Raw genomic sequence first — 18,697 nt, forward strand, 5'->3', positions numbered from 1 at the left:
CCAGTCGGATCAGGGTGCGTGCCGGTCGCGGGCGCCGAGACCCTCGTCGTCCGAGTCCGTCCACAGAGTGCTGTCGTACGGGGTGTCGGGGATGGACACGAGGTCGGGACGCCGCGGTGCCTTGAGGCCGGGGGCGGCCTCAAGCAGCAGCGCCACGCTCTCGCGCAGGTGGTCGGCGTCGGTGCGCACACGGCGCATCTCCAGACCGCCACCGATCTGCTGTTCCAGGCGCCCCACCGACCGGTACAGGTCGTCGAGAGCGCGCTGGACTGTTGTCAGGTCGTCTTGCACGGACATGACTTGCCCTCACTTCCGCGGACCCTGCGGCCCAAGGCGGCAACGTTCATGCGCCTGCGAGTGTCGCGCGTCACATCGGTCCCTGTGAAGGGATCTGCATGGATTTACCGATCGTGTCGCGCATTCACGCCACGCGCGCGCCCCCGCCATCGGCAGTGCGCCCTTTGCTAGGCCGCATGGGTGAGCTTTCGCTCACCCATCGCCGTGGCGCCGCTCCGACTCGGGGGCTTGCCCCTTCAGTGGGGCGATAGATCTGATCAACTCCATAATACGGCCAAACGTGATCTAACTCACCAAAACGCGACATTCTGCGTGCTCAGCCCAAGCGATCAGCCGAAGTGATCAGCCCGTGTGTTCAGCCCACGTGATCAGAACCGCCCCGGAGGTATCAGTCATGTCCCACCACGGCGTCGGACCGCGCGCAGCCACGCGCTCGGTCGCGTTCCTCACGGCGGGCGTGCTCGCGGTGACCTCCCTCGCCGCGTGCAGCGAGGAGGACCCGGCCGCCCGGCCCCTCGCCGGGCAGGACATCGCTCCCGCGGAGCGCGACCGGATCGCCGACGGCGGCACCGTGCGCTGGGCCGTGGACACCGTCCCGGCGACACTCAACACCTTCCAGGCCGACGCCGACGCGACCACTTCCCGGGTCGCCGGCGCTGTCCTGCCCTCGATGTACCGGCTCGACGAGAAGGGCAGGCCCGAGCGCAACCCCGACTACCTGGAGTCCGCGGAGATCGTCGAGCGCGAGCCCAAGCAGGTCGTGCTCTACAAGCTCAACCAGCAGGCCGTCTGGAGCGACGGCCGCGAGATCGGCGCCGCCGACTTCGCCGCCCAGTGGCGCGCCCTGTCCGGCAAGGACACCGCGTACTGGACGGCCCGCAACGCCGGCTACGAACGCATCGAGAAGATCGAGCGCGGCGACGACGACCTCGAGGTACGGGTCACCTTCAGCAAGCCGTACGCGGACTGGCGGTCGCTGTTCTCGCCGCTGTACCCGAAGGACGTGATGGGCACCCCGGACACCTTCAACGACGGCGCACGCCGCAAGCTGAAGGTCACCGCCGGCCCCTTCAAGATCGACAAGATCGACCGCAAGGCCGGCGACGTCAAGCTGAAGCGCAACCCGCGCTGGTGGGGCCACCAGCCCAAGCTCTCCGAGCTGGTCCTGCGTGCCGTACCACGCAACAAACGCGCCGCCGCACTCGCCGCCGGCCGGCTCGACCTCGCCGAGATCGACCCCTCCGCGGCGCGGCGCATCACAGCCGCCGCCGGCGCCAGGGGGTCCGCCGGGGCACCCTTCGCCCACGGCCCCGGCGCCGAACTCACGCCCGCCAAGGCACTGCGCTCCTGGGCGATCGCGAACGGCTCCGACGAGGAGGCGGCCGACGAGGAGACCACCGCCCGCGAGCAGCGGAAGAAGAAGTTCGCGAAGTACCGCGAGGAGCAGTCGGCCCTGCGCCGATTCGCCGTCCGCAAGTCCCTCGAACCCGTCTACACACAGCTCGCCCTCAACGGCGCCGAGGGCCCGCTCGCAGATGAGCGCGTCCGCCGCGCCGTGGCCCGCGCCCTCGACCGCGACGAACTCGCCAGGGTCGTACTCCAGCCACTCGGCCTGCCTGCCGAACCCGTAGGCAGCCATCTCGCCCTCGCCGGACAGGCCGCGTACGCCGACAGCAGCGGCGCCCTCGGCGAGCAGGACACCGAGGAGGCGCAGGCGCTGCTCGCGGACGCGGGCTGGGAACGGGGCGGGCCCATCAAGGAGAAGAAGGGCGAGAAGGAGAAGGCGGCGAAGGGGGCCGGCAGCGAGGCCTCCGAGGAGTCTGAGGGGTCCGGGAAGTCGGACGACGACACGTACATCGTGGGCGAGGACAACAAGCCCGGTGCGGCGTACGACCCGGCCTCCGGCGAGGCGTCGTACGGCGAAGGTTCCGGTGACGACAGCAAGCCCGCCGACCACGGCACCTCCGCCGTGCTCGCGCCCGCGCCCATCGCCCAGCTGCGCACGGCGCTCCTCGACCAGGCCGCCACGCAGGCCGAGCGCCGCGAGGCGGAGAAGTCCGACGAGGAGCAGGAGGAGAAGCAGGAGGAGAAGCGGGAGGAGAAGCGGGAGGAGAAGCGGGAGGAGAAGCGGGAGGAGAAGCGGGAGGAGAAGCGGGAGGAGAAGCGGGAGGAGAAGCAGGAGCTGGCGCAGGAAGGGCAGCTCAAGCACGGCGGGGCGCCAGGGGCGTACGCGCCGAAGGGCACCGCCGCCCCCGCGGGTGCCGCGGCCGGTCCGCTCGCCAAGGACGGCAAGGCCCTGTCGCTGCGCTTCGTGCTCCCGTCGGGGCCCGGCACGGAGTCGCTGCGGGCGGTCGGTGAGCGTATCGCGCGGATGCTGGACGACATCGGCATCCGTACGGAGATCTCCAAGGTCTCCGACGCGAGCTACTTCAAGGACCACATCGCCTCGGGCCAGTACGACTTGGCGCTCTACTCCTGGCCCGCCTCCGCCTTCCCCGCCACGGACGCCCGCCCCATCTACGCCAAGCCGGTGCCCGCCGCGGACGGCTCCCTCAACGTCGAGCAGAACTACACCCGCGTCGGCACCGACCAGGTCGACCACCTCTTCGACCAGGCAGTCGCAGAACTGGACGAGAAGGAGTCCCGCTCCCTGGTCCGCAAGGCGGATGCCCGCATCTGGGCCGCCGCCGGCTCGATCCCTCTCTACCAGCGCCCGCAGCTCGTCGCGGCCCGCCCCAACCTGGTCAACGCGGGCGCGTTCGGCTTCGAGACACCGGTGTACGAGGACATGGGCTACTTGAAGAAGGGCATGAAGCGAACGTCGTGACCTTGGCGCGCCCCTAAAGGAGGCCGCAGGCCTTCCTTTAGGGGCGCGGGGAACTGCGCGATCAGCCCCCGCGGACCGCGCTGTGCCCACCGGCAGAACCCGCCCAGCTCAGCGGCAGCGCGCCCGCACGTGAGAACGACCTCACCCAGCCCTGCGGAGCCCCAGCGGCCAGCGGCCCCGTACCATGGGGTAAGGCCGTGGCATGTTCCGCCCGGCAGGGCCCGCGTAACACAGATGTACGCGTCGGCCGTTCACTCACCCCGGGAGAAGCGCCTCACTATGGCCACGCGCCACGACATTCGTAACGTCGCCATCGTCGCCCACGTCGACCACGGCAAGACCACTCTGGTCGACGCCATGCTCAAGCAGGCCGGTTCATTCGCCGCGCATGCCGCCGAGTCGCTCGACGACCGCATGATGGACTCGAACGACCTGGAGCGTGAGAAGGGCATCACGATCCTCGCCAAGAACACGGCGGTGAAGTACCACCCGAAGGCCGGCGGCGACGTCATCACCATCAACATCATCGACACCCCCGGCCACGCCGACTTCGGCGGCGAGGTCGAGCGCGGTCTGTCGATGGTCGACGCGGTGGTCCTGCTCGTCGACGCCTCCGAGGGCCCGCTGCCGCAGACCCGCTTCGTGCTGCGCAAGGCCCTGCAGGCCCGGCTGCCCGTCATCCTGTGCATCAACAAGACGGACCGCCCGGACTCCCGTATCGACGAGGTGGTGAACGAGGCGTACGACCTCTTCCTGGACCTCGACGCCGACGAGGACCAGATCGAGTTCCCCATCGTCTACGCGTGTGCACGTGACGGCGTCGCCTCGCTGACCAAGCCGGAGGACGGCACCGTCCCGGCCGACAGCGACAGCCTGGAGCCGTTCTTCTCCACGATCCTGGAGCACGTCCCGGCCCCGACGTACGACGAGGAGGCCCCCCTCCAGGCGCACGTCACCAACCTGGACGCCGACAACTTCCTCGGCCGTATCGCGCTGCTCCGCGTCGAGCAGGGCGAGCTGCGCAAGGGCCAGACGGTCGCCTGGATCAAACGTGACGGCAGCGTCAGCAGCGTACGGATCAGCGAGCTGATGATGACCGAGGCGCTGACCCGCAAGCCCGCCGAGAAGGCCGGCCCCGGTGACATCTGCGCCGTCGCCGGTATCCCCGACATCATGATCGGCGAGACCCTCGCGGACCCCGAGAACCCCGTCGCGCTGCCGCTCATCACCGTCGACGAGCCGGCGATCTCGATGACGATCGGTACGAACACCTCGCCGCTGGTCGGCCGTGGCGGCACCGGCAAGGGCGCGGACGCCAAGGCGGCCGTCAAGGACCGCAAGGTCACGGCCCGTCAGGTGAAGGACCGTCTGGACCGAGAGCTGGTCGGCAACGTCTCCCTGCGGGTGCTGGACACCGAGCGCCCGGACGCCTGGGAGGTCCAGGGCCGCGGTGAGCTGGCGCTCGCGATCCTCGTCGAGACCATGCGCCGGGAGGGCTACGAGCTGACGGTCGGCAAGCCGCAGGTCGTCACCAAGGACATCGACGGCAAGCTGCACGAGCCGGTCGAGCGCATGACGATCGACGTGCCCGAGGAGCACATGGGCGCGGTCACTCAGCTCATGGGTGTCCGCAAGGGCCGGATGGACAACATGTCCAATCACGGCTCCGGTTGGGTCCGCATGGAGTTCGTGGTGCCGTCCCGCGGCCTCATCGGCTTCCGTACGGAGTTCCTGACGAGCACGCGCGGCACGGGCATCGCGCACTCCATCCACGAGGGCCACGAGCCGTGGTTCGGCGCCCTCCAGACCCGTAACAACGGCTCACTGGTCGCGGACCGCGCCGGCGCCGTCACCGCGTTCGCGATGACGAACCTTCAGGAGCGTGGTGTGCTCTTCGTGGAGCCGGGCACCGAGGTGTACGAGGGCATGATCGTCGGCGAGAACTCGCGCGCGGACGACATGGACGTGAACATCACCAAGGAGAAGAAGCTCACCAACATGCGGTCGGCCTCGGCCGATTCGTTCGAGGCGATCGTCCCGCCGCGCAAGCTCTCCCTGGAGCAGTCCCTGGAGTTCTGCCGCGACGACGAGTGCGTCGAGGTGACCCCGGAGGCCGCCCGCATCCGCAAGGTGAAGCTGGACGGCCGGGAGCGCGCGCGGGCTGCCAGCCGGGCGAAGCACGGCTGACGCCTCCTCAGCGAGGACCCGTGAAAGCCGGTTGACCCGGTTCTCCGCCGAGAGGAGAGCCGGGTTTTCGGTGTGCCTTCAGGCCCTGTGCGGGGGAACACCGGGGGGACGGGTTGGCGGGATCTCATGGATTCGCTGTCCGTGCGCTGTCAGCGACGTTCGTATACCGGAGAGGCAGCGATCGAGTTTCGGACATGTAAACAGAAAACGCTCCCTGTATGTCCGTTACGCGAAAGTTCCGTCTCACCTGTCAAGCGCGATCAGGTGTCAGTCTTTGCAATTTTTGCTCAAAATATGGACGGTAGGGAGATCCCTATGCCTTCCGCCCTTGACGCGCGTTGAGTCCCTTGGCGAAAGTTCCCCTCAAACCACGGAACGCGCCAATATCTGAGCTGTGCTCACATCTGAGTTCGGCTCAGCTCTCCATCCCCCGGGGGAAGAACACACATGACCAGTCCAACCAAGGCCGAGGGCTCCGGCCCGTCGGTCGCCTTGGACCCTGAGCTGGCGGCGACCACCGAGGTCGTCGTGCCCAAGAAGCTTGAGGGCCGTTCCCCCGGCCAGTTGATGTGGCAGCGATTCAAGCGTGACCGTACAGGCATGGTCACCGCCGGTGTAGTGATTTTCTACTTCGCCGTCTCCGCGCTGGCCCCGGTGATCTCCAAGCTGTACGGCAAGGACCCGTACACGCTCTACGCGCAGGAGCCGGAGTACCCAGGCCTGCTGAACGACTTCGCCATGCCGACGGGTGCGTTCGGCGGCGTCTCCGGCGACTTCTGGTTCGGGGTCGAGCCCAACGTGGGCCGCGATGTGTTCACCATGCTGATCTACGGGATGCGGACCTCGCTCTTCATGGCGCTCGCGGTCACCCTGACCACGGTCGTCACCGGCGTCATCATCGGCATGGTCGGTGGCTACTTCGGCGGCAGGGTCGACTACTGGCTGGGCCGGGTCACCGACTTCTTCCTCTCCTTCCCGAACCAGCTGTTCTTCATCGCCTTCATGCCGGTCGTGACCGCGCTCTTCGTGTCCCCGAAGGACGAGACGCCCGCCTACCTCCGGGCCGTGGTGATCATCCTGGTCCTGTGGTTCCTGGGCTGGATGGGCATGGCCCGACTGGTCCGCTCCTCCGTGCTGGGCCTGCGGGAGCGCGAGTTCGTCGAGGCGGCCAAGGTCTCGGGGGCCTCGCCCTGGCGGATCGTCCGCAAGGAGGTCCTGCCGAACATCGTCACCCCGATCCTGGTGCAGAGCACCTACATGCTCCCCAGCAACATCCTGACCATCGCGTTCCTCTCCTTCGTCGGCGTCGGTTTCGTGGAGCCGACCCCCGACTGGGGCCGGATGTTCGCCACCGCCACCGAGATCTACGACCAGGACCCGGCGTTCATGTTCTTCCCGGGTGTGGCCCTGTTCGTCTTCGTCCTCGCCTTCAACCTTCTCGGCGACTCGGTGCGGGACGCATTCGACCCCAAGACCGGACGGTGACCATCCATCGGTGGGGGATGGCTGCCGCCCCCGCGCCGGGCAACCGGATGCGTCAGGCAGCACATGTGGATAACAACTGACAGGTAGGTGCACACAGCATCATGAAGCCATTCCGATCACGATCCGCGCGCGTCATCGTTGCCGCGTCAGCGATCGGCGCCCTGGCGCTGACCGGTTGCTCCGGCAACAGCGACAACAAGTCCGAGGGCAAGACCGAGGAGCAGAAGGACGCGGCCAAGCAGCAGGAGCCTGTCAAGTACGCCGACGCCTCCGGCTCGACCGGACCGGCCAAGCCGGTGGCCGGCGCCAAGGAAGGCGGCACCATCACCGCCTACATGCAGTCGGACTTCACCCACTTGGACCCGGGCCAGATCTACGTCAGCGACGGGAAACAGCTCGGCTCGCTGATCTTCCGCGGCCTCACCGACTTCCGGCAGGACGCGGAAGGCAACCTGACCGTTGTTGGCGACATCGCCACCGACTCCGGCAAGTCCTCCGACAGCGGCAAGACCTGGACGTACACTCTCAAGGACGGCATCAAGGACGAGGACGGGAACGTCATCACGTCCAAGGACGTCCGCCACACTATCGAGCGGATGTACGCGAAGTTCATCTTCGACGGCCCGAACTACATCCAGACCTGGCTCTCCGGCAACGACTACCGCAAGGCGCTGCCGGACGGTCCGTTCAAGAACAAGCACCTGCCCGACTCGGTCCTGGAGACTCCGGACGACAAGACCGTCGTCTTCCACTTCAACCAGCCCCGGCCGGACCTCCCGCAGGCCCTGGCCATGCCCGGCTACTCGATCGTTCCGGAGAAGCAGGACACCAAGGAGAAGTACGACAAGGCGCCCGCGTCGCTCGGCCCCTACAAGATCTCCGAGTTCAAGGCCGGCAAGTCGATGAAGCTGGTCAAGAACACCGAGTGGGATCCGAAGACCGACTCGGTGCGCCACCAGCACGTCGACGGCTATGACATGCCGCTGACCATCAGCGTTGCGAGCCAGACCAAGCGGCTCATGGCCGACCAGGGCGAGGCCAAGAACGCCATCTCGTTCATCGACCCGGTGGACACCGCCCAGATGCAGGATGTGGTCAGCGACAAGACCACCTACAAGCGGACCGTCCAGGGCTACCAGCCCTACGTCTGGCAAATGTCCTTCAACCTTGACAGCGACAAGATGAAGGACAAGAAGGTCCGGGACGCGATCACCTACGCGATCCCCCCCGCTGCCATGGTGCAGGCGGACGGCGGCAAGTACGGCGGTGAGATCGCTGGCGGTCTGTTCGCCCCGACCCTGCCCGGCTTCGACCCGACGTACGACCCGTTCGGCAAGCTCAAGAAGCCCAACGGCGACCTGAACAAGGCCAAGGAGCTCCTCAAGGAGGCCGGGGTCAAGGAGGGCACCAAGCTCACCTACGCCTACTCCAACACCCCGCGCGGCCAGAAGCAGATGCTCACCATCCGCGACATGCTGAAGAAGCTGGGCTACGACGTCCAGACGAAGGAACTCGACCGCGCCACGTTCTACGAGCAGATCGGCAAGCTGGACAACCCGTACGACCTCTACATGACCGGCTGGGGTCAGGACTGGCCGTCCCCGTCCACCGTCATCACGCCGGTCTACGACGGTGGCCTGGTCGCCGACGGCAGCCCGAACTACTCGCACGTCGACGACAAGCAGATCAACGACCTGATCAAGCAGGCACTGAACGAGGAGCCCGAGGCGGCCGCGAAGACCTGGGAGAAGGCCCACCACCGTCTGGTGGAGGACATCAACCCCGGTGCCCCGGTCTACTACTCCAAGACGATCCAGATCTTCGGGTCGAACATCGGTGGCACCTCCTATGACACGGAGGGCAGCTACATCAACGTCAACGACCTCTACCTGAAGAAGCCGTAGCGGCCCAGTTCGGCCAGTCCGCGGGGGTGCGCGCCAGGCGGAGCGCACCCCCGCGGGTCACGCACCCCTCACGCCGTCCCCCCCGCCTTCTTGAGAGAGCAGCCGCCCGCCATGCTTCCCTTTCTGATCCGCAGGTTGACCGGCGCCGTCGTCATCATGTTCCTGATCGGCGCCTTTACGTTCTTCCTCTTCTATTCGATCCCGCAAGACTTCGCCCAGCTCGCCTGCGGAAAGAACTGCACCCCGCAGAACATTGAGGTGATCCGCGAGAATCTCGGTCTCGACAAGCCCATCACCGCCCAGTTCTGGGAGTTCATGTCGGGCATCGTGGCCGGACGCGACTTCCCGGCGGGCCACTGCCCGGCCCCGTGCCTGGGCCAGTCCTTCGCCAGTGGCGACTTCGTCTGGGACTCGATCATGGACCGCTTCCCGCTGACGCTGTCGCTGACGCTCGGCGGCTTGGTGGTCTTCCTGGTGGTCGGCCTCGGCACCGGCATGCTCGCCGCCTGGAAGCGGGGCACCTTCGTCGACAAGGTGCTCAGCGGCGCCTCGATCGTCCTCAGTTCGTTCCAGATCTACCTGCTCGGTCCGATCGTGCTCGGCATCCTGGTCTACAGCTCGGGCTGGATGGAGAACCCCAAGTACGTCTCGCCGTTCGACAGTCCGGGCGCCTGGTTCATCGGCCTGCTGATCCCCTGGGTGGTCATGGCGACAATCTTCACCGCCCAGTACACCCGTATGTCGCGCTCGACGATGATCGAACAGCTCCAGGAGGACCATGTCCGCACCGCGCGCGCCAAGGGCATGGCCCGGCGGTATGTGTTCTTCCGCTACGCCTGGCGTGGTTCGCTGATCCCCATCGTCACCATCGTCGGCATCGACCTCAGCGCCCTGCTCTCCGGCGCCGTGGTCACCGAGTTCACCTTCGATCTGGCCGGTCTCGGCCGTCTCGCGGTGGAGTCCTCGCTGAACAAGGACATCCCGCTGACGATGGGGGTGATGATGTTCGGGGCCTTCTTCATCCTGCTGCTGAACATCATCGTGGACCTCGCCTACGCCTACATCGACCCGCGCGTGCGCCTGTCCTAGGAGAACGACCGTGACCACACTCACCAAGACCGCGGGCACACCGCCCCAGACCGGGTCGAACCCCTTTCTCTCGGTGCGCGATCTGCACGTCCGGTTCTCCACCGAGGACGGCGTCGTCAAGGCGGTCGACGGCCTCTCGTTCGACGTCGAGCGCGGTAAGACGCTGGGCATCGTCGGCGAATCGGGCTCCGGCAAGTCCGTCACCAACCTGACGATCCTCGGGCTGCACAGCCCCAAGACCACCACCGTCGAGGGCGAGATCGTCCTGGACGGCAAGGAGCTGATCACCGCCTCCGAGAAGGAGATGGAGAAGCTCCGCGGCAACAAGGCCGCGATGATCTTCCAGGACCCGCTGACCGCGCTCTCGCCGTACTACACGGTGGGCCGCCAGCTGTCCGAGCCGTTCATGAAGCACACCGGAGCCTCCAAGAAGGAGGCGAAGGTCCGGGCGATCGAGATGCTCGACAAGGTCGGCATCCCGCAGCCCAAGACGCGCTTCGACGACTACCCGCACCAGTTCTCCGGCGGTATGCGCCAGCGCGCGATGATCGCCATGTCGCTGATGTGCGACCCCGACCTGCTGATCGCCGACGAGCCGACCACCGCGCTCGACGTGACCGTGCAGGCGCAGATCCTGGACCTGCTCAGGGATCTACAGCAGGAGTTCGGCTCCGCGATCATCTTCATCACCCATGACCTCGGCGTCATCTCGCACATGGCCGACGACCTGCTGGTGATGTACGCGGGCCGGGCCGTGGAGCGCGGCAGCACCCGCGAGGTGCTCCGGCAGCCCCAGCATCCGTACACCTGGGGCCTGTTGAGCTCGATGCCGAGGCTCGGCGGCGACCTCAACGAGGCGCTCAGCCCGATCCCCGGGTCGCCGCCCAGCCTCCTCAACCCGCCCTCGGGCTGCCCCTTCCACCCCCGCTGCGCCTTCACGGACAAGGTCGCGGGCAATCGCTGCACCGACGAGCGGCCCTCGCTGGCCGACGGCCGCGCCGCCGCCTGCCACCTCACGGCCGAGCAGAAGCAGACCATCTTCATCGACCAGATCCAGCCCCGGCTGCGCTAGGGAGAACCGAGACATGAGCGACAACCTCACCCTCCCCGCACCGAAGGACTCGACCGGTACCGCGGCCGAGACGCTCCTCAGCGTCGAGGGCCTGACCAAGCACTTCCCGATCTACGGCGGCTTCCCGATCAAACGAAAAGTCGGCGCCGTACAGGCCGTCGACGGAGTCGACCTGTCCGTCGGGGTCGGCGAGAGCGTCGGCCTGGTCGGCGAGTCGGGCTGTGGCAAGTCGACCACGGGCCGGCTCATCACCCGGCTCCTGGAGCCGACCGACGGCAAGATCACGTACGCGGACCAGGACATCACGCACGCCTCGCGCAAGCAGCTCGCCCCCGTACGCTCCGAGATCCAGATGATCTTCCAGGACCCGTACTCCTCGCTGAACCCGCGGCAAACCGTCGGCACCATCATCAGGTCGCCGATGGAGGTCAACGACATCAACCCGGAGGGCGGCCGCGAGAAGCGCGTACGCGAACTCCTGGAGCTCGTCGGACTCAACCCCGAGCACTACAACCGCTTCCCGCACGAGTTCTCCGGCGGTCAGCGCCAGCGCATCGGCGTGGCCCGGGCCCTGGCTCTCCAGCCGAAGCTGATCGTCGCGGACGAACCGGTGTCGGCCCTGGACGTGTCGATCCAGGCGCAGGTCGTCAACCTGCTGCAGAAGGTCCAGCAGGAGATGGGCATCGCCTTCCTCTTCATCGCCCACGACCTCGCCATCGTGCGCCACTTCTCGCAGCGCGTCGCGGTCATGTACCTCGGCAAGATCGTGGAGGTCGGCGACCGGGACTCGATCTACAACCGGCCCCGGCACCCCTACACCCACGCCCTGCTCTCGGCGGTCCCCGAGGTCGCCACCGAGGACTCCGAGGACCGCGAGCGCATCCGGCTCGCCGGTGACGTGCCCTCGCCGATCCACCCGCCGTCCGGCTGCCGTTTCCGTACACGCTGCTGGAAGGCGCAGGACAAGTGCGCCAGCGAGGAGCCCCCGCTGATCCAGCTCTCCGGCAACCGCGGCGGCCACCTGACGGCATGCCACTTCCCGGAGGAACCGACCACGGAGGCGCGGGACGAGGACGTGGTGATGGACCCGGCGCTGAAGGCGCTGGAGCAGGGCGCGACTGAGGTGGACGCGAAGGTCACGAAGGCCTGACCCAGGCATCCGCGAAGATGTGACAGTTCCGGGGAAACTGTCACATCTGCACGCCCTGCCGTCCGGTGTGCGAGCCGTTCGCACACCGCTCGACGGGCGAATCGTCAGTCAGGCCGGTTCTCCGTCTTGCCGTAGCGGCGAAAGGCGGCGGTCTCCACCGTCCAGGGGCCGAAGGGTACGGCGTCTCCGAAGATGTACGGGTCCTTGTCCTGGTAGCGGTTCTTGCAAGGGCCCGTGTGCACCTCGATGGTGCCGGTGCGAGGGTCGACGATCATGTAGTGGGCGATGCCCATGGCGGGGTATTCAGTGAGCTTCTCGCCGTAGTCGTTGTTCGGGTTGGACGGCGAGACGATCTCGACGACCGCCAGCACCTGCGTTGCGTCGACGGCCAGGCCCTCCTCGTCGAGTACGTCCTCGGGGATGACCACGGCGTCCGGGCACCGCATGCGGCCGATTGCCGGGTGCTCGATCTCGGGGCCGTTCTCGCAGACGTAGCCGGGGTGGGTGTCCGGGAGCTGATCGTTGAGCTGGTTGCGGATGCGGCGCACCGTGCCCTCATGGCGCTTCGAGGGGCTCATCATCGTGAGGAAGGGGCCAGAGGGGCCGATTTCCACGTTCCAGGATCCCTCAAGGTGCTCGGCGTACGCCGTGAGCTCCTCCGCGATAGCGCGCATCTTCGCGTAGTCCATGTCCTGAGAGTAGCGAGCAGGTGCTCGCGGCGTCTCATCGGCGGGTTCGAGGGCCGAGGGCTGGGCCGGGGCATCGTCGAGCTGGGCGGCAGGTCAGGCAAGGGATGGTGGACGGAGTACCGGGACCGCGTACGTCCCTCGCTGTTGGATCTGGCCGAACTGGAGGACGGCGCCGCGGACATCGTCTGCTACGAGCCGTTCTTCGTCCCGGGGTTGTTCCAGACTGAGACGTACGCGTCGGTGATTCATCGCCAGTGCTATGCGAGGGCGGAGGATGTCGAGCATGACAGGGCCGTCGAGTTCCGGGTTGCGCGGCAGCGGATCTTGCGAGGTGAGAACCCTCCCCGCGTTCGCGCCATCGTTCACGAGGCCGCGTTGCTCCCGTCGTACGGAGACCGGCATGTCATGCGTGACCAGTTGGTGCGCCTGATCGAACTCTCGCGCTTGCCTCACGTCACGATTCAGGTGCTGCCCTTCGACGGTCCCGTTCCCTTCGTCTCCACCAGGTCGCCGACGTCATCAAAACCTATGCCGGCAGCATCCGCGCCTTCACGGACCCCGAGTTCGACGAGGCGCTACAGGAGGGGCTCGACCTCATTGCCGAGATCAAGAAAGGCAATCAGGAATGAGCCGAGCCACCGCCGCTCCGTCCGCCCTCGCGGCGCTGCTTGTCGGGATCAAGCCTGGCGTGATTCCCCGGAGTTGATCCCTGCGACCAACCGCTCGAACTGTCGCCCACCAGTCCGCCGTAGCGTCAGAGCAGCGTGGGTTTGCCGTCCGGAGGTCCCGCAAGGAGTCGACCGGCGTAGCTGCCCCGGGTGCCGAAGCCGCCGTCGATGGCAGCCAGGTAGGCATCCATGGCGGCGTCGTCCTCGGGGGCTACGGCGGGCGAGACGTCGTCGGGCGTGCTCTCCTCGGCAGCGCGGCTGACCGCGTCCACCTCCGAGAACCGGTCCCGGACGCGCCAGTACCGCGTCACCTCGGCGAGTGGCGCGGTGCGCAGGAATGCGGAGAGATCCAGACCGTAGTCGGTCGCGGCTTTGCGGATCGCGGCGTCCTCGCCAGGATCGAGGGTGAGGGTGATGCGGTTCTTCGCCATGCTTCTCCGTAGGACGCTCCCGGTCACGTATGACGCCGTCGGGCAGGACCGTTCCGCGCAGGTGAAGGGGCACGGTCCATTTAATCGTTCGACACGGGAGCAGCGACCGGGGAATGTTCCCCGCGACCACAACCACCCCTGTGAAGGAGTAAGTTGAACATAGACAAGATCACCTTCGACTGCACCGGAGACCCCTACGACCTGGGCCTCTTCTGGAGCCGCCTCCTGGAACGTCCTCTGGCCGATGACGACAAGCCCGGCGACCCGGAGGCCCTCATCGCGGACCCCGCCGGCGGTCCCGCGCTGCTCTTCGTGCGGGTCGAGGAGGGCAAGACGGCCAAGAACCGGCTTCACCTGGATATGAAGCCGAAGGAGCGTACCCGTGCCCAGGAAGTCGAGCGGGCGCTCGCGCTCGGAGCGCGGCTGCTCAACGACCACACCCGGCCCGACGGCGGGGGGTGGGTCACTCTGGCCGATCCAGAGGGCAACGAATTCTGTGTGGAGCGCGGAGTGTCCACGGCGGAGTCGGCATAGTGGCACAAATGCACATCAACTGCGTTAACACGTAGGCAACTTCGCCGACCCGATACCGATATACGGACGCGTCAAGCTCGACAGCGTACGGCCGTGCGGGTGCCGTAGACCGGCCGGGGCGCGCCATGTCTCCCCGGCCGGTCGCCGTTTTTTGCGCCTAAACCGGCGCCGCTCTCGCGGACCTGGCTGGTGCTTCGTCGTGGTTTCTCAATTGATGGTTGCGGTGCTCTGCGGATTTCTTGCAGCTCAGCCCAGATTCAGAGCGCGTCGTAGGAAGTCCACCTGGAGCAGCAGCAAGTTCTCGGCCACCTGTTCCTGCGGAGTCATGTGCGTGACTCCGGAGAGGGGCAGGACCTCGTGGGGGCGGCCTGCGGCCAGTAGGGCTGACGACAGGCGCAGGCTGTGGGCGACCACTACGTTGTCGTCGGCCAGGCCGTGGATGATCATCATCGGGCGGGCCGGCTCGGCGGCGCCGACAAGGCCGTTGTCGTCGATCAGGGAGTTCGCGGCGTAGACCTCGGGCTGCCGGTTCGGGTCGCCCAGGTAGCGCTCCGTGTAGTGGGTGTCGTACAGGCGCTGGTCGGTGACCGGGGCGCCCACGACGGCCGTGTGGAAGACGTCGGGGCGGCGCAGCACCGCCAGGCCCGCCAGATAGCCGCCGAACGACCAGCCGCGGATGGCGACACGGTTCAGGTCCAGTGGGAAGCGCTCGGCGAGCGCCTGGAGCGCGTGGATCTGGTCGTCCACGACGATCGCGGCCATGTCGTCCTTGATCGCCTTCTCCCAAGCGGGCGAGCGGCCCGGCATGCCGCGCCCGTCCGCGACGATCACCGCGAAGCCCTGGTCGGCGAACCACTGTGAGGTGAGGTACGGGTTGTGCGCGGCCAGCACCCGCTGTCCGTGCGGGCCGCCGTACGGGTCCATCAGGACCGGCAGCGGACCGTCGCCGTCGGTGTGGCCCGTGGGGAGCACGACGGCGCACGGCACGCGGCGCTCGCCCGCCTCCGTGAGTCTCACGCGCGGGCTCAGTCCGGGGTCTTCGGCGTACGAGGCCACAGTCGCCGTCGCCTTGCCCTCGCGCAGCACCCGCACCTGGGCGCCCGGCCGGTCGGGGACGGCCGAGACGAGCACCGTCACGGGGCCGGAGCGCACCGCAGAGTGCACCCCGGGCTCCTGCGAAAGCCGTTCCACGCCAAGGTCGTTGACTCGGTAGACGTGGACCTCACCGGTCTCGGGAGTGGCCGCCGCCTCGCCCGCCGACGCGGCCACCAGCACGTCGTCGTCCGAGACGTCGAGCATCGCGCGTACGTGCAACTGCGGTCCCGTCAGCGGGCGTTCCCCGACCGCGAGCACCCGCGCCCCGCCCTCGTCGGCAATTCGCACGAGCTGTCCGCCGGGGCTCCAGCACGGCACGCCGGGGAACAGATCCAGCCATTGTGGATCTTCGTCCGCGTGCACCATCCGGGTCGCCCCGGTGTCGGGATCCACGGCCAGATAGAGCTGGCTCCTCTGGTCCCGCGCCTGTACGAGCAGGAGCGGTGCCCCGGCCGCCGACCAGTGCACGCGTGCCAGATAGGGGTAGCGCGCCCGGTCCCACACGACCTCCGTACGCGCCCCGTCGAGCCCGAACACGAAGAGGCGTACGTCCGCGTTGTCGGTTCCGGCCGCCGGATACGCGACCTGCTGCGGAGCCCGATCGGGCCGCGCGGGGTCGGCGATCCACCAGCGGCGTACGGGCGCGTCGTCGGCCCGCGCGACCAGCAGCCGGTCGGAGTTGGGCGACCACCAGAAGCCGCGCGAACGGCCCATCTCTTCCGCCGCGATGAACTCGGCCAGGCCGTACGTCACCGTCTCCGATTCGGGTTCCGCGAGCGCCCGGTCACCTTCGCCCTCTGCGCCGGTCACCCGCAGGGCGCCCCCGGTGACGTACGCCACAAGCCGTCCGTCGGGGGATGGACGCGGGTCCAGCACGGGGCCTGGAACGGGCAGTTCACGTGCCGTACCGGCCCGCAGCTCGGCTGTGAAAAGCCGCCCGGACAGCGCGAAGGTCGCCAGCTCCACCGCCCTGTCGGTGGCATAGCCGACGATGCCCGCGCCGCCCTCCCGGCTGCGCTCCCGGCGCGCTCTCTCCTCGGCCGACAGCCGCTCGACGGCGCCGCCGAGCAGCGCCTGCGGGTCGGCGGCCACCCTCTCCCGGCCTCCGGACTCACCGCCCTCCGTGCCGTCCGGGACATCGAGGACCCACAGCAGATTCGCCCGGTCCGTGCCCGAGCGGGACCGCAGGAACACGACCCGGGAACCGTCGGGCGCCACGGTGAAGGCGCGGGGCGCGCCGAGCGTGAAGCGCAGGGTGCGTGCCTGCCGGCGCGGAAAGGAGAGAGGCTCGGTGGTCATGCCCCCGACCATATTGGCCATGCGCCCCCTTGTGCGGCTGTGCGCCGATCGATGCGCACGGATGGATAGTTATGATCAATGGCGCTGCCTGGGTATGAACCTGCTGGCTGCCGTACTGACCAAACGCGTCCCCGGGAATCTTGGAGGTGAACCGCCGTGGCACTCTCGATTTCGGCGGTGGTGCTGCTGGCGATCATCGTCTTCCTGCTGGTCAAGAAATCAGGGCTGAAGGCCGGGCACGCGGTCGTCTGCGTCCTGTTCGGCTTCTATCTGGCCAGTTCGACGATCGCGCCCACGATCAGCGAGGTGACGTCGAACATCGCGGGCATGATCGGGGACATCAAGTTCTGAGGCGTGCCTCATGAGCCGCGCTTCATAGGCATGCGCCGCGGTCCGGGGGGGCAGGGCCGGGGGAGGCCCGTACGGACTGACGCCCGGGGAGCCTCGTACGGACGGGGCTCAGGGAGCCGCGTACCGCCGGGGCTCATAGGGTGGGCCCATGACGGAACTGCCCGGCCGCCGACTACTCCTGGTGCACGCGCACCCGGACGACGAGTCGATCAACAACGGCGCGACCATGGCCCGGTACGCGGCCGAGGGTGCCCACGTCACCCTGGTGACCTGCACGCTGGGCGAGCGGGGCGAGGTCATCCCGCCCGAGCTCGCCCATCTGACGGGCGAGGCCCTCGGCAGCCACCGCCGCACGGAACTCGCGGCGGCGATGGCCGTACTCGGCGTGCACGACTTCCGCTCCCTCGGCGGCCCCGGCCGCCACCAGGACTCCGGGATGATGGGCCTGGCCGACAACGACGACCCGCGCTGCTTCTGGCAGGCGGACCTCGACGAGGCCGCCGCGGAACTCGTCGGCGTGATCCGCGAGGTACGCCCCCAGGTGCTGGTCACCTACGACCCTGACGGCGGTTACGGCCACCCCGACCACATCCAGGCCCACCGGGTCGCGATGCGCGCCGCGGACCTGGCCGCCGAGCGGGACTTCCGCCCGGACCTCGGCACACCGTGGACGATCACGAAGATCTACTGGAACCGCGTACCGCGCTCCGTGGCCGAAGAGGCCTTCGCGCGCCTGAAGGACGTACTGGACGAACTGCCCTTCCCGGCCTCCGCCGCCGTCGACGACGTGCCGGGCGTGGTGGACGACAACCTGATCACGACGGAGATCGACGGCACGGCACACGCCGCCGCCAAGGCCGCGGCGATGCGGGCGCACGCCACGCAGATCGAGGTCGTCGAGCCGTGGTTCGCGCTGTCGAACCAGCTCGCGCAGCCGATTTTCCTCGTGGAGTACTACGAGTTGGTGCGAGGTGAACGGGGTGGGGCGCGTACCGGGGAGCCGGAGACGGACCTGTTTGCGGGAATTCCGGGAATTCCGGGGACTTCGGGTATTTCAGGGACTTCTGAGGTGAATGCGTGATGAGTACGGCGAACAGATCAAGTGCGCGCAGCGCCGGTACGGGGAGCATGCTCGCCCAGCCGTTGGCGCCGCCCTCGGGTGCACGGATCGCCGCGTATCTGGGGCTGTTTGTGCTGGGTGCCGTGGTCGGGGCGGCCGGGGGACTGGTTCAATCCGGCTGGTTCCCGGGCGGGTTGCTGCTCGCGCTCGCCGGTGCGGCCGGGCTCTTCCTGGGCGGGGCGCGGGCGCTCGGCAGCCGGGCTGGGGCGGTGGCGCCCGCGGCCGGGTGGATGGTCGCCGTCGTCCTGCTCACCGCCAGCCGTCCGGAAGGCGACTTCCTCTTCGCCGCGGGAGCCGGGTCCTACCTCTTCCTGCTCGGTGGGATGGCTGTGGCTGTGATGTGCGCCACCCTTGGTGCGGGGCGGCAACCACCTGGCTCCGCCGCCCGACTTGGCAAGTGACGTACTACTTCGCCGCAGAACGCGCGTGGGGGTCCGGTGTGGGTTTCCTCAGCGGTCGCCGGATAAGCACCAGAGGCGGCCAGTATGGTGGTGCGCGC

Annotated in this window: 15 protein-coding genes and 1 pseudogene; 12 read left to right on the forward strand and 4 right to left on the reverse strand. The window is 68.0% G+C overall.

Annotated features, from left to right (window positions below):
* Positions 1 to 9 precede the first annotated feature (9 nt).
* Positions 10 to 297 carry a hypothetical protein gene (locus ABD357_RS29425; protein ID WP_344394049.1) on the reverse strand — a complete coding sequence of 96 codons (288 nt, stop codon included), beginning with the start codon at positions 295 to 297 and terminating at the stop codon, positions 10 to 12.
* Between the two features lie 394 nt (positions 298 to 691).
* Here ABD357_RS29425 and ABD357_RS29430 point away from each other — a divergent pair, with 394 nt between their 5' ends.
* From ABD357_RS29430 to ABD357_RS29460, 7 genes are all read left to right on the forward strand, one after another.
* Positions 692 to 3,124, forward strand: a complete 2,433-nt coding sequence (locus tag ABD357_RS29430) for an ABC transporter family substrate-binding protein (protein ID WP_344394050.1) — start codon at positions 692 to 694, stop codon at positions 3,122 to 3,124.
* Positions 3,125 to 3,403: 279 nt separating this feature from the next.
* On the forward strand, positions 3,404 to 5,311 hold the full coding sequence (gene typA, locus ABD357_RS29435; protein ID WP_344394051.1) for a translational GTPase TypA: 1,908 nt from the start codon (positions 3,404 to 3,406) through the stop codon (positions 5,309 to 5,311).
* Between the two features lie 447 nt (positions 5,312 to 5,758).
* Positions 5,759 to 6,796, forward strand: coding sequence for an ABC transporter permease (locus ABD357_RS29440; protein ID WP_344394052.1), 1,038 nt, complete (start codon positions 5,759 to 5,761; stop codon positions 6,794 to 6,796).
* Between the two features lie 101 nt (positions 6,797 to 6,897).
* Positions 6,898 to 8,700, forward strand: coding sequence for an ABC transporter substrate-binding protein (locus ABD357_RS29445; RefSeq protein WP_344394053.1), 1,803 nt, complete (start codon positions 6,898 to 6,900; stop codon positions 8,698 to 8,700).
* 111 nt (positions 8,701 to 8,811) lie between these two features.
* Positions 8,812 to 9,789, forward strand: a complete 978-nt coding sequence (locus ABD357_RS29450) for an ABC transporter permease (RefSeq protein WP_344394054.1) — start codon at positions 8,812 to 8,814, stop codon at positions 9,787 to 9,789.
* A 10-nt stretch (positions 9,790 to 9,799) separates the two neighbouring features.
* On the forward strand, positions 9,800 to 10,861 hold the full coding sequence (locus ABD357_RS29455) for an ABC transporter ATP-binding protein (protein WP_344394055.1): 1,062 nt from the start codon (positions 9,800 to 9,802) through the stop codon (positions 10,859 to 10,861).
* 13 nt (positions 10,862 to 10,874) lie between these two features.
* The gene (locus tag ABD357_RS29460; protein ID WP_344394056.1) at positions 10,875 to 12,011 is read left to right on the forward strand and encodes an ABC transporter ATP-binding protein; all 1,137 of its coding nucleotides are present in this window, start codon (positions 10,875 to 10,877) and stop codon (positions 12,009 to 12,011) included.
* A 104-nt stretch (positions 12,012 to 12,115) separates the two neighbouring features.
* On the opposite strand, the gene ABD357_RS29465 is transcribed toward ABD357_RS29460, so the two are convergent.
* Entirely contained in the window at positions 12,116 to 12,700 is a 585-nt protein-coding gene (locus tag ABD357_RS29465; protein ID WP_344394057.1) for a Uma2 family endonuclease, read from the reverse strand.
* Between ABD357_RS29465 and ABD357_RS44875 the strand changes: the two are divergent.
* Positions 12,644 to 13,180 (forward strand): annotated as a pseudogene (locus ABD357_RS44875) (DUF5753 domain-containing protein); the annotation flags it as partial. The gene ABD357_RS29465 and the pseudogene ABD357_RS44875 sit on opposite strands and share 57 nt — an antisense overlap.
* A gap of 274 nt (positions 13,181 to 13,454) precedes the next feature.
* On the opposite strand, the gene ABD357_RS29470 reads toward ABD357_RS44875, so the two are convergent.
* Positions 13,455 to 13,799, reverse strand: a complete 345-nt coding sequence (locus ABD357_RS29470) for a hypothetical protein (RefSeq protein ID WP_344394058.1) — start codon at positions 13,797 to 13,799, stop codon at positions 13,455 to 13,457.
* Between the two features lie 153 nt (positions 13,800 to 13,952).
* Between ABD357_RS29470 and ABD357_RS29475 the strand changes: the two genes are divergently transcribed.
* Entirely contained in the window at positions 13,953 to 14,333 is a 381-nt protein-coding gene (locus ABD357_RS29475; protein WP_344394059.1) for a VOC family protein, read from the forward strand.
* 246 nt (positions 14,334 to 14,579) lie between these two features.
* On the opposite strand, the gene ABD357_RS29480 is transcribed toward ABD357_RS29475, so the two are convergent.
* A complete protein-coding gene (locus tag ABD357_RS29480; RefSeq protein WP_344394060.1) occupies positions 14,580 to 16,727 on the reverse strand; it encodes a S9 family peptidase in 2,148 nt (715 codons plus the stop codon).
* A gap of 156 nt (positions 16,728 to 16,883) precedes the next feature.
* On the opposite strand from ABD357_RS29480, the gene ABD357_RS29485 reads away from it, so the two are divergent.
* From ABD357_RS29485 to ABD357_RS29495, 3 genes are all read left to right on the forward strand, one after another.
* Positions 16,884 to 17,078 (forward strand): DUF2304 family protein, encoded by a 195-nt coding sequence (locus ABD357_RS29485; protein ID WP_033319939.1) that lies wholly within the window; start codon positions 16,884 to 16,886, stop codon positions 17,076 to 17,078.
* Between the two features lie 148 nt (positions 17,079 to 17,226).
* Positions 17,227 to 18,159 (forward strand): N-acetyl-1-D-myo-inositol-2-amino-2-deoxy-alpha-D-glucopyranoside deacetylase, encoded by a 933-nt coding sequence (mshB, locus tag ABD357_RS29490; RefSeq protein ID WP_344394061.1) that lies wholly within the window; start codon positions 17,227 to 17,229, stop codon positions 18,157 to 18,159.
* The gene (locus ABD357_RS29495) at positions 18,159 to 18,599 is read left to right on the forward strand and encodes a DUF6113 family protein (RefSeq protein ID WP_344394062.1); all 441 of its coding nucleotides are present in this window, start codon (positions 18,159 to 18,161) and stop codon (positions 18,597 to 18,599) included. The genes mshB and ABD357_RS29495 overlap by 1 nt, the downstream gene beginning before the upstream one ends.
* Positions 18,600 to 18,697: the final 98 nt, after the last annotated feature.

The sequence above is a fragment of the Streptomyces vastus genome, assembly GCF_039532825.1.
Taxonomy (GTDB): domain Bacteria; phylum Actinomycetota; class Actinomycetes; order Streptomycetales; family Streptomycetaceae; genus Streptomyces; species Streptomyces vastus.